Consider the following 10,099-nt stretch of genomic DNA (forward strand, 5'->3'; position numbering starts at 1 on the left):
GGCGGCCCTCCCACCCGGCGGGGCCGCCTCCCGCGACCGCACCGCTCTCGGCGGCGTCAGCCGCGCGCGTGCCGCCGGCCGATGGCGATCACCTTGACCCGCTGCCGGCCGGCCCGCACCATGCCCAGCGCCATGAACGCGCCCGCGATCCGGTCCGCCGCCTCGCGGCTGCTCGCCCCGACCACCTGACGGCGGCGCTCGGGGCAGTTGCGTTCGTCGCGTCCGGCGCCCTCGGCCGGCCGCACGTCGGTGAGCACCACCAGGAACCGCGTCATCGGTGCCCGCCGGGGCGGTCGGCGTGGGCCTGTCGGGCAGTACGCACGTCGGGTCCCTTCCGGCTGACGGGCCACGGGGCGTGGCACGCGGCGATCGGGTACGGGGGAGAAACCCGATCGCCGCGCGCCCCTTCCCCTCCGGTCGCTCACCACCGCCGTCGCCACGACAACCGGCAGTGAGGACGCGATGACAGATTGGCATGTCTACAGCCATGAATGCAACTCTCATCGACGTTCTCTCATCTACACGTTCCCGGGAAGATGTGCGACGATCGATGCATGGCTCCGAAGACCGCCCGTGCCCGGCGACTGGGCATCGCGCTGCGCACCCACCGGGAAGCCGCCGGCCTCACGCTGGAGGCGGCGGCGGACGAGATCAGCAGCACCCGCAGCACCCTGTCCCGCTACGAGAACGCGCAGACGCTGGTCAGCCCCGCCACCGTGCGCGCCCTGCTCACCCTCTACGGGGTCGGTGCCGACGAGGTGGCCGCCGCCGTGCAGCTCGCCAAGGACGCGCGCAAACCCGGCTGGTGGGTGTCGTACTCGCACCTGCTCGACCGGCGCACCATCGACTTCATCGCGCTGGAGGCCGAGGCCACCGGCATCGCCAACTTCGAGCCCTCGGTGGTGCCGGGGCTGTTGCAGACCGCCGACTACGTCCGGGGCGTGATGCGCGGCGGCCCGCACACCCTGCGCGACGACGAGGTGGAGCAGCGGGTCCAGTTCCGGCTCGACCGGCAGCAGCGGCTCATCAGTGACCAGCCGCCGATCCTGGACGCCATCATCGACGAGGGCGCACTGCTCCGGCCCGTCGGCGACCGTTCGGTGATGGAGTCGCAGCTGCACCACCTGGTCAAGATGGGCGAGCTGCCCAACATCACGGTCCAGGTGATCCCGCTCGCCGCCGGCTACCACCGGGGCACCCGGGGCTCGCTGCACATCCTGGAGTTCGCAGACCCGGAGGACCCGATCATCGCCTCGGTCGAGACGGTGGCCGGGCAGATGGTCCTCGACCGACCGGGCGACCTGCGTACCTGCACCAAGATCATGGAGCACCTGCGGACCGTCGCGCTCAGCCCGGCGGACAGCCGCGACCAGCTCCTCCAACTACTGAAGGGACGGTAGGACCATGACACCGACGATCAGCGCGGCGCTGGCCGTGGCGCGGTGGCGCAAGAGCAGCCGCAGCGGCGACGAGGGGGCGTGCGTGGAGATGGCGGTGGTCCCGGGCACGGTCGCCGTCCGCGACTCCAAGGACCCGTCCGGCCCCGCGCTGCTCTTCCCGCCGGCCGCCTGGGCCGCCTTCGTCGGGGCACCGCCCGGACACTGACCCCTCCCTCCGGGGACGCCGGCGCGGCCGCTGACCCGTCGCGCCGGTGCCCTGCCGGCGGCGGTCCCACCGATGGGAGCCGGTGGGGCCGTCGCCCGGCGGGAAGTCGGGCGGTCAGCCCGCGACGACCGGGCGGGGTGCGGGGCCGGCGCGCAGCGCCTCCAGCGCCGCGATGGCCACGCCCCGGGCGCCGGCCATGTCCCGCTCGGGCACCAGGGCGAAGGTGGCCGACGCGGCCTGCTCCTCCCGCAGCACCGTGTGCTCCCGCACCGTCGCGAGGAACCAGTCCCGGAACTCCGGGGCCGCCTCCACCACCCCGCCCCCGACGAAGTACGCGTGCGGATCGGTGAAGTTGGCCGCCACGGTGAAGAGTCGACCCAGCGCCATCGCCTGCTGGGTGAACACCTCCCGGGCCAACGCGTCGCCGCGCTCGCCGTAGCCCCGGACCAGCTTCGCCGCCCGCTCCGGCGGCTCGGCGGCCAGCGGATGCTCCGGAAAGCGCCCCAGCCAGTACGGCAGCAGGTTCCGCCCGATGGCGGTCAGCGAGGCGACGCTCTCGGCGTCACCGGCGAAGCCGCAGGCGCACGTGGGCACCGGCTGGTCCGGCCCGAGCAGCCCGGTCAGCGGGATGTGCACGTGCCCCAGTTCGCCGGCCATCCCGGCCGCCCCGGCGACCACCCGGCCCGCCTCGACCACACCGCCGCCCAGCCCCGTGCCGACGATGGCCGACACCGACGAGCGGCGCATCGCCTCCGCGCCGAAGTGCGCGTGGTGGGCGTAGAGCGCGGCGGCGTTGCCGTCGTTGTGGTAGAGCACCGGCAGGCCGAGCCGCCGTTCCAGGGCCGTCCGCACGTCGTAGCCGCGCCAGGCCGGCTGGGAGAAGTTGGTCGACCCGCGCGACGAGATCACCCCGGTGGCGCTCGCCGGCCCCGGCGTGTCCAGCCCGACCGCGCGCACCGACGTGCGGGGCACCCCCGTCAGCGCCAGCACCCCGTCGAACGCGCGGGCCAGCGCCTCGATCGCCGCCGCCGGGCCGGCGCGCACCTCGCTCGGGTTCTCCACCAGGCCGTCCACCAGGAACCGGCCGTCCACGGTGAGCACCGTGGCGTTGTTGCTGGTCCCTCCGTTGTCCAGCCCGACGACCACCGGCACGTCCGCACCACCCACGACAACCGCCTTCCGCCGCCACGCCTGCCGTGAGGCTAGTTCCCCTTCCCCGCCCCCGCCAGGCCGCGGCGACGGACGGGGGTCAGCCCGGGCGGCGGGCCGAGACGGCGGTGGCGTCCCGGTCGTCGTCCCGGGTCACCGTGGGGTGCAGGCCCACGGCGGTCAGCGCCGCGCGGAGCGCCTCCACCTGCGCCTCCCCCGCCTCGACCACCAGGTGCCCGCCCGGGGCCAGCCAGCGCGCCGCGCCCTCGGCGACGCGGCGCAGCACCGCCAGGCCGTCCGGCCCGCCGTCGAGGGCCACCGGCGCCTCGTGCAGCCGCGCCTCCGGCGGCATCAGCGCCACCGCCGCCGTCGGCACGTAGGGGGCGTTGGCCAGCACCAGGTCCAGCCGGCCCCGCCAGCGGGCCGGCAGCGGGTCGTACAGGTCGCCCTCGAAGACCGGCACGGCCAGCGGGGCCAGGTTGCGCCGGGCGCAGGCGACGGCGGCGGGGTCCACGTCGGCGGCGGCCAGCCAGCGCGGCGCGAGCCGGCGGGCCAGCGCCACGGTGGTGGCGCCGGAGCCGCAGCACAGGTCCACCACGGCCGCCGCCGGGCCGGTCACCGCGACGGCGACGTCGACCAGCAGGGCGGTACGCGCACGCGGCACGAACACGCCGGGGTCGACGGCGATCCGTTCGCCGCAGAACTCGGCCCAGCCGAGCACGTACTCCAGTGGCAGCCCGGCGACCCGGCGGTCGACCAGGTCGGCCAGCGCCTCGGCCGAGTCGGCGGCGGCGATCAGCAACTCCGCCTCGTCCTCGGCGTAGACGCAGCCGGCGGCGCGCAGCCGGTGCACGAGGGCGGGCCGGTCGGGGCGGAAGGAGAAGACGGTCACGGCGCACCTCCGGGCCGGTGTCCGGTGCTCAGCGGCTGGCGTCCAGTGCGGCGGTCACGTCGGCGACCAGGTCGACGGCGTCCTCGACCCCGCAGGAGAGCCGGACGAAGCCGGGCGGGGTGTCGTCGCCCCACTGGGCCCGCCGGTCGGCGGTGGTGTGCAGGCCACCGAAGGAGGTGGCCGCGGCCACCAGCCGGGCGGCGTCGAGGAACCGCGCCACCCGCCCGGCGTCGCCGAGGTCGAAGCAGAGCACCCCGGGGATCCGCCGCATCTGGACCGACGCCACCGGGTGGGCCGGGTCGCCGGGCAGCCCCGGCCAGCGCAGCCCGGTCACGTCGTCGCGCCTCGCGAGCAGCCCGGCGAGGGCCTGCGCGTTCGCGGTCTGCCGGGCCAGCCGCAGGTCGAGGGTGGCCAGCGACCGGTGCGCGAGCCAGGCGTCGAACGCGCCCGGCACGGCCCCGGTGACGTTCCGCCAGGCGGTGACCGCGTCCCGCAGCTCGGGCGAGCGGGTCGCGACGTAGCCCAGCAGCAGGTCGGAGTGCCCGGTGAGGGCCTTCGTCCCGGAGGCCACCACGACGTCGGCGCCCAGGTCGAGCGGGCGCTGCCCGAGCGGCGTCGCCGTGGTGTTGTCGACCGCCACCAGGGCGCCGGCGGCGTGCGCCCGGGCGGCCAGCGCCGCCACGTCGGCGACGTCCAGGCCGGGGTTGGCCGGGGTCTCCAGCAGCACCAGGCGTACGCCGTCGAAGGCCGGGTGCGGGCCGGCGGTCGGGGCGAGGAGCACCCGTACGCCGATGCCCTCCAGCGTGTCGGCGGCGAAGGCCCGGACGGCGAAGTACCCGTCCGACGGGAGCACCACGGTGTCCCCCGGCCGCAGCAGCGTCAGCAGCAGCCCGGTGATCGCGGCCTGCCCGCTGGCGAAGACCCGGCAGTCGCCCCCCTCCAGCTCCCCGACGGCCGCCTCCAGCAGCCGCCGGGTGGGGTTGTCCGGCCGGCCGTAGCCGTCGGGCGCCGCCGCCGGCCCCGCCCACGGGTCCAGGTGGTACGGCGCGGCGAACACCGGCCCGGGCAGGAACGGCTGGCCGGGAGCCGGCTCGGGCAGGCCGGCGCGGACGCAGCGGGTGCCGTCGTGGTGCTCGGTCACGTCGCTCACTCCGGCTTGGTGGTGCGGCTCATCAGCGCCTCGACGGCGAGCCGAGGGTCCATCCCCTCGTGGCAGACCAGCTCGACCTGCTCGGTGATCGGCATCTCCACCGCGTGCGCCCGCGCCAGGTCGCGCAGGGCCAGCGCGCTCTTGACGCCCTCGGCGGTCTGCCGGGTGGCGACGCGGGCCTCCTCCAGGGTCGCGCCCCGGCCCAGGTGCTCGCCGAAGGTGCGGTTGCGGGCCAGCGGCGACGAGCAGGAGGCGACGAGGTCGCCCATCCCCGCCAGGCCGGCGAAGGTGAGCGGGTCGGCGCCCAGGGCCACCCCGAGCCGGGCCGTCTCGGCCAGTCCCCGGGTGACGAGCATGGCCCGGGTGTTGTCGCCGAACCCCATCGCCACGGCGATGCCGTACGCCAGGGCGATCACGTTCTTGACCGCGCCGCCCAGCTCGCAGCCGATCACGTCGTCGTTGGTGTACGGGCGGAAGTAGGGCGTGGTGATGGAGCGCTGCACCAGCGTCGCCCGGTCGGCGTCGGTGCAGGCGACCACCGTGGCGGCGGGCTGCTCGGCGGCGATCTCCGGGGCCAGGTTGGGGCCGGAGACCACCACCACCCGGTCCGCCGCCACCCCGGCGGTCTCCACGATCACCTCGCTCATCCGCCTGGTGGTGCCGAGCTCGATGCCCTTCATCAGCGAGACCAGGGTGGCGTCCGGGTGCAGGTGCGCGGTCCACTCGGCCAGGTTGCCGCGCAGCGTCTGCGACGGTACGGCCAGCACCACCTGCTCGGCCCCGGTGATCGCCTCGGCGGCGTCGCCCGTCGCCGTGACCCGCGCCGGCAGCAGCACGTCCGGCAGGTACTCCGGGTTGCGCCGCTCGGCCCGGATCGTGTCGGCGACCGCCTGACGGCGGGCCCAGACGGTGACGTCCCGCCCGGCGTCGGCGAGGATCTTGGCGAACGCGGTGCCCCACGAGCCGGCACCCAGGACCGCGACGTGCCCGCTCACGCCGCCGCCCCCGGCCGCCGCCGATCGACGGCGGGGCGCGCCGTCCGTTCCCACAGTGGTGGCGGGGTGCCGCCCCGGATCTCGGTGAGCATGTCACGAAGGCGCAGCATGATGGTGTCGGTCATCTCCTCGAGGACGGCCTTCGTCGGGGTCGACCCGGCCCATCGGCCCAGGTCGACGGGGGGTCCGGCGACCACGGTCACCGGGATCCGGGGGCGCGGGTCCAGCCGGGACCGGCGCGGGTCGAAGATGCGCTCCGGGCCCCACATGACGAGCGGGACCACCGGCGCCCCGGTGGCGAGCGCGAGGCGGGCGGCGCCGGTCTTGCCCTTCATCGGCCACAGCTCCGGTTCGCGGGTGATGGTGCCCTCCGGGTAGATCACCACCGCGCCGCCCTGGGCGAGCGCGGCGACGAGGTGGTCCAGCGACCGCACCGCGTCCACGGTGTCGCGCTCGACCGGGATCTGCCGGCACCGGTGCAGGATCCAGCCGATCACCGGAACCCGGAACACGCTGGCCTTGCCGAGGAACTGCGGCCAACGGCCGGAGTCGTAGACGAAGTGGGCCGCGACGAGCGGGTCGGCGTGCGAGATGTGGTTCGGCACGATGATCACGCCGCCGTCGCCGCGCAGGTGCTCCATGCCGCGCCAGGTGCGCCGGGTCCAGACGGTCATCACCGGCTTGACCAGCACCACGGCGAACCATTGCCAGAACCCCAGCCTCCGCCGTGTCACCGCGCCTCCTCGTGCCGCCCCGCCCCGCACCGGATCCGCACCCGGTGACGCCCGCAGCGGAAATCATGCCTGCTCGACCCGGGTCCGGCCAGAGAGGGTACCGCCGGACGGCTGGCAGGATGGCGGTGTGAGTCAGCCGAGGTGGACCGTGGTGGTGCCCGTGAAGCGCCTGGCCGCCGCGAAGAGCCGGCTGCGGGGGGCGCTGCCGGCCGTACCGCACGAGGAACTGGCGCTGGCCCTGGCCGCCGACACGGTCGCCGCGGTGCGGGCCTGCCCGGCGGTGGCGGGGGTGCTGGTCGTCACCGACGACGCCCGGGTGGCCGAGGCCGCCCGCCGCGCGGGCGCCCGGGCGCTGCCCGACGCCCCCGGCGCCGGGCTGAACGCCGCCTTCCGGCACGGCGCGTCGGTCGCGGGCGGCGGCTGGGTGGCCGGGCTCACCGCCGACCTGCCCGCGTTGCGCCCGGCCGAGCTGGCGGCGGCGCTGCGGGTGGCCCAGGCCGCGCCCCCGGGCGTACGCGGGTACGTGGCCGACGCCCCCGGCCAGGGCACCGTGCTGCTGGCCGCGCCGCCGGGCGTCGCCCTGGATCCCCGCTTCGGGGTCGGCTCCGCCGCCGCGCACGCCGCGAGCGGGGCGCTCGCCCTCACTGGGGACTGGCCGAGCCTGCGCCGGGACGTGGACACCGCCGCCGACCTGGCTGCGGCGGCCCGGCTCGGGTTGGGGCCCCGCACGGCCGCGTTGGCCGCCGCCGGCTGCCCGGCCTGAGGGCGTGTAGCGTGCGGGTCATGCAGGGCACGGTGGCCACCTACGACGCGGCGACCCGCAGTGGGACGCTGCTCCTCGACGACGGCACCGAGCTGGCCTTCCCGGCCCGGGCGTTCGACGCCTCCGGCCTGCGCCTGCTCCGCCTCGGCCAGCGGTTGCGTGTCGAGACCGACGACACCGGCGCGGTGGTCCGGGTGACATTGCCGACGATGGCCTGAGCGGCTGGTCGAAGTTCATTTTGCGTTAACCGCATCCGGGTGATTATGGGCAGGTGAGCACCCCTCGCAAGCCCCCCGCCAACCGACCGTCCACCGACCCGGCCGCCCCCCGCAACGGCGCCCGGTCCCGGGGCGCCGACGGCCGCTTCCACGCCGACCCGCCGGCCGCGACCCCGGAGGCGGCGCCGGCCGCACCGGTCGCGCCCCCCGGCGAGGCGTCCGCCGCGGCCCCGGAGGCGGCGCCGGCCGCGACCCTCGGCGGAGCGTCCGCAGCGACCCCGGGCGGAGGGTCCGCAGCGACCGGCTCGGCCGACGCCGCCGACGCCGGCGGTGCGGCTGCCTCCGCCGGGCTGGAGGAGGTGCTGGATGCGGCGCCGCCCGCCGAGGCGCCGGCGCCCGACCTCGTCGACGAGCCCCCCGCGGCGCCGCCGCTGCCGGAGGACCGCTTCCTCAACCGGGAACTCTCCTGGCTCGACTTCAACGCCCGGGTGTTGGCGCTCGCCGAGGACCCGCGCACGCCGCTGCTGGAGCGGGCCAAGTTCCTGGCCATCTTCGCCAGCAACCTCGACGAGTTCTACATGGTGCGGGTCGCCGGGCTGAAGCGCCGGCTCCAGGCCGGCCTGCCGGTACGCGGCGGGGACCGGATGCCGCTGCGCACCCAGCTGGAACTGGTCGCCGGGAAGGCCGCGACGCTGGTGGCCCGGCACTCGGCCTGCTTCACCGACGAGGTGCTGCCGAAGCTGGCCGCCGAGGACATCCGGATCCTGCGCTGGGCCGACCTGGACGACCCCGAGCGGGAACGGCTGCGCGCGTACTTCCGGGAGCAGATCTTCCCGGTGCTGACCCCGCTGGCGGTGGACCCGGCGCACCCCTTCCCGTACATCTCCGGGCGGTCGCTCAACCTCGCGGTGGCGGTCCGCGACCCGGACGGCGGCTCGGAGTTCTTCGCCCGGGTGAAGGTGCCGAACAACGTGCCCCGCTTCGTCCGGGTGCACCGCGACCTGCCGGGCGTGCGGATGCTGCCGGTGGAGGACCTGATCTCGGTGCACCTGGGGCAGCTCTTCTCCGGCATGCAGGTGGTCGAGTGCCACCTGTTCCGCGTCACCCGCAACGCCGAGGTGGAGGTCGACGAGGACCGCGACGAGGACCTGCTCCAGGCCCTGGAACGGGAGCTGGCCCGGCGCCGGTTCGGCCCGCCCGTGCGGCTGGAGGTGGCCGCCTCGGTCTCCGACCACGTGCTGGAGCTGCTCGTCCGCGAGCTGGACATGCACGACCAGGAGGTGCTGCGGGTGCCCGGCCTGCTCGACCTCTCCGCGCTCTGGCAGCTCTACGACGAGGCCGACCGGCCGGACCTGAAGGATCCGCCGTTCGTGCCGGCCACCCACCCCCGCCTCACCGAGGGTGAGGTGCCGCGCAGCGTCTTCGCGACCCTGCGCGACGGCGACATCCTGGTCCACCACCCGTACCACTCGTTCGCCACCAGCGTGCAGCGCTTCATCGAGCAGGCCGCCGCGGACCCGGACGTGCTGGCCATCAAGCAGACCCTCTACCGCACCAGCGGCGACTCCCCGATCGTGGACGCGCTCGTCGACGCGGCGGCCGCCGGCAAGCAGGTGGTGGTGCTGGTCGAGCTGAAGGCGCGCTTCGACGAGGTGGCCAACATCGGCTGGGCGCGCAAGCTGGAGCGCGCCGGCTGCCACGTCGTCTACGGCCTGGTCGGGCTCAAGACGCACTGCAAGACCGCCCTGGTGGTACGCCAGGAGGGCAACCAGATCCGCCGCTACTGCCACATCGGCACCGGCAACTACCACCCGAAGACCGCCCGGCTCTACGAGGACTTCGGCATGCTCACCGCCGACCCGGAGATCGGAGCCGACCTGACCGACCTGTTCAACGTCCTCACCGGCTACAGCCGGCAGACCGCGTACCGCCGGCTGCTGGTGGCGCCGCAGGGCATCCGCAGCGGCCTCATCGAACGCATCGAGCGGGAGATCGCGCACGTCCGGCTGGGCATGCCCGGCCTCGTGCAGATCAAGGTGAACTCGCTTGTCGACGAGAAGATCACGGACGCGCTCTACCGGGCCTCCCGGGCCGGCGTCCACGTGGACCTGGTGATCCGGGGCATGTGCACGCTGCGCCCGGGGGTGCCCGGCCTGTCGGAGAACATCCGGGTCCGCTCGATCCTGGGCCGGTTCCTGGAGCACTCCCGGATCTTCCGGTTCGGCAACGACGGCGACGCCGAGTTCTGGATGGGCTCGGCCGACCTGATGCACCGCAACCTGGACCGCCGGGTGGAGGCGCTGGTGCGGGTGAGCGACCCCGTCGCCCGGGCCGAGCTGGACCACGTGCTGACCGCCGCGATGAGCCCCGACGTGGACGCGTTCGAGCTGGCGGCGGACGGCACCTGGAGCCGGCGTACCGGCACGGCCGAGGAACCGCGGGTCCACCTCCAGGAGTTGCTGCTGCGTCGCGTCGGTGGCACGGCGGGCTGACCGGTACCCGCATAGGCTGACCTGATGCTGGATGAGCGGGACGCGGCCGGCCCCGGCCGGGGCCGGCCGCCCCGGTTAGCCGGCGCCGCGCCCCCGGACGC

The 10,099-nt window shown here is 75.6% G+C and carries 11 protein-coding genes; 5 read left to right on the forward strand and 6 right to left on the reverse strand.

What is annotated here, in order from left to right; genetic code table 11:
• Positions 1–56: 56 nt before the first annotated feature.
• Complete coding sequence (locus tag AB0B83_RS19730; protein WP_121396133.1) at positions 57–275, reverse strand: hypothetical protein; 219 nt, start codon at positions 273–275, stop codon at positions 57–59.
• A 279-nt stretch (positions 276–554) separates the two neighbouring features.
• On the opposite strand from AB0B83_RS19730, the gene AB0B83_RS19735 reads away from it, so the two are divergent.
• Together AB0B83_RS19735 and AB0B83_RS19740 are read left to right on the forward strand one after the other, a co-directional pair.
• On the forward strand, positions 555–1,400 hold the full coding sequence (locus AB0B83_RS19735; protein WP_121396134.1) for a helix-turn-helix transcriptional regulator: 846 nt from the start codon (positions 555–557) through the stop codon (positions 1,398–1,400).
• Between the two features lie 4 nt (positions 1,401–1,404).
• Positions 1,405–1,605 (forward strand): DUF397 domain-containing protein, encoded by a 201-nt coding sequence (locus AB0B83_RS19740; protein ID WP_121396135.1) that lies wholly within the window; start codon positions 1,405–1,407, stop codon positions 1,603–1,605.
• Between the two features lie 114 nt (positions 1,606–1,719).
• On the opposite strand, the gene AB0B83_RS19745 is transcribed toward AB0B83_RS19740, so the two are convergent.
• From AB0B83_RS19745 to AB0B83_RS19765, 5 genes are all read right to left on the reverse strand, one after another.
• Positions 1,720–2,772, reverse strand: coding sequence for an ROK family protein (locus AB0B83_RS19745; RefSeq protein WP_357579403.1), 1,053 nt, complete (start codon positions 2,770–2,772; stop codon positions 1,720–1,722).
• 82 nt (positions 2,773–2,854) lie between these two features.
• Positions 2,855–3,646, reverse strand: a complete 792-nt coding sequence (locus tag AB0B83_RS19750; RefSeq protein WP_357579404.1) for a putative protein N(5)-glutamine methyltransferase — start codon at positions 3,644–3,646, stop codon at positions 2,855–2,857.
• A 28-nt stretch (positions 3,647–3,674) separates the two neighbouring features.
• Positions 3,675–4,796: a cystathionine gamma-lyase gene (locus tag AB0B83_RS19755; protein WP_357579405.1), complete on the reverse strand. Its 1,122-nt coding sequence runs from the start codon at positions 4,794–4,796 to the stop codon at positions 3,675–3,677.
• Positions 4,793–5,791: an NAD(P)H-dependent glycerol-3-phosphate dehydrogenase gene (locus AB0B83_RS19760; protein ID WP_357579406.1), complete on the reverse strand. Its 999-nt coding sequence runs from the start codon at positions 5,789–5,791 to the stop codon at positions 4,793–4,795. Before AB0B83_RS19760 ends, AB0B83_RS19755 begins: the two co-directional genes overlap by 4 nt.
• Complete coding sequence (locus AB0B83_RS19765) at positions 5,788–6,525, reverse strand: lysophospholipid acyltransferase family protein (RefSeq protein ID WP_357579407.1); 738 nt, start codon at positions 6,523–6,525, stop codon at positions 5,788–5,790. The genes AB0B83_RS19760 and AB0B83_RS19765 overlap by 4 nt, the downstream gene beginning before the upstream one ends.
• A 127-nt stretch (positions 6,526–6,652) precedes the next feature.
• On the opposite strand from AB0B83_RS19765, the gene cofC reads away from it, so the two are divergent.
• The 3 genes from cofC to AB0B83_RS19780 are packed head-to-tail and all read left to right on the forward strand — an operon-like array spanning position 6,653 to position 9,998.
• Positions 6,653–7,288, forward strand: a complete 636-nt coding sequence (cofC, locus tag AB0B83_RS19770; RefSeq protein ID WP_357579408.1) for a 2-phospho-L-lactate guanylyltransferase — start codon at positions 6,653–6,655, stop codon at positions 7,286–7,288.
• A 20-nt stretch (positions 7,289–7,308) separates the two neighbouring features.
• Positions 7,309–7,506 (forward strand): cold-shock protein, encoded by a 198-nt coding sequence (locus tag AB0B83_RS19775; protein ID WP_192581542.1) that lies wholly within the window; start codon positions 7,309–7,311, stop codon positions 7,504–7,506.
• A gap of 53 nt (positions 7,507–7,559) precedes the next feature.
• Complete coding sequence (locus AB0B83_RS19780) at positions 7,560–9,998, forward strand: RNA degradosome polyphosphate kinase (protein ID WP_357579409.1); 2,439 nt, start codon at positions 7,560–7,562, stop codon at positions 9,996–9,998.
• The last annotated feature ends 101 nt before the right edge of the window (positions 9,999–10,099 follow it).

Source organism: Micromonospora sp. NPDC049060 (assembly GCF_040649055.1).
GTDB lineage: Bacteria > Actinomycetota > Actinomycetes > Mycobacteriales > Micromonosporaceae > Micromonospora > Micromonospora reichwaldensis.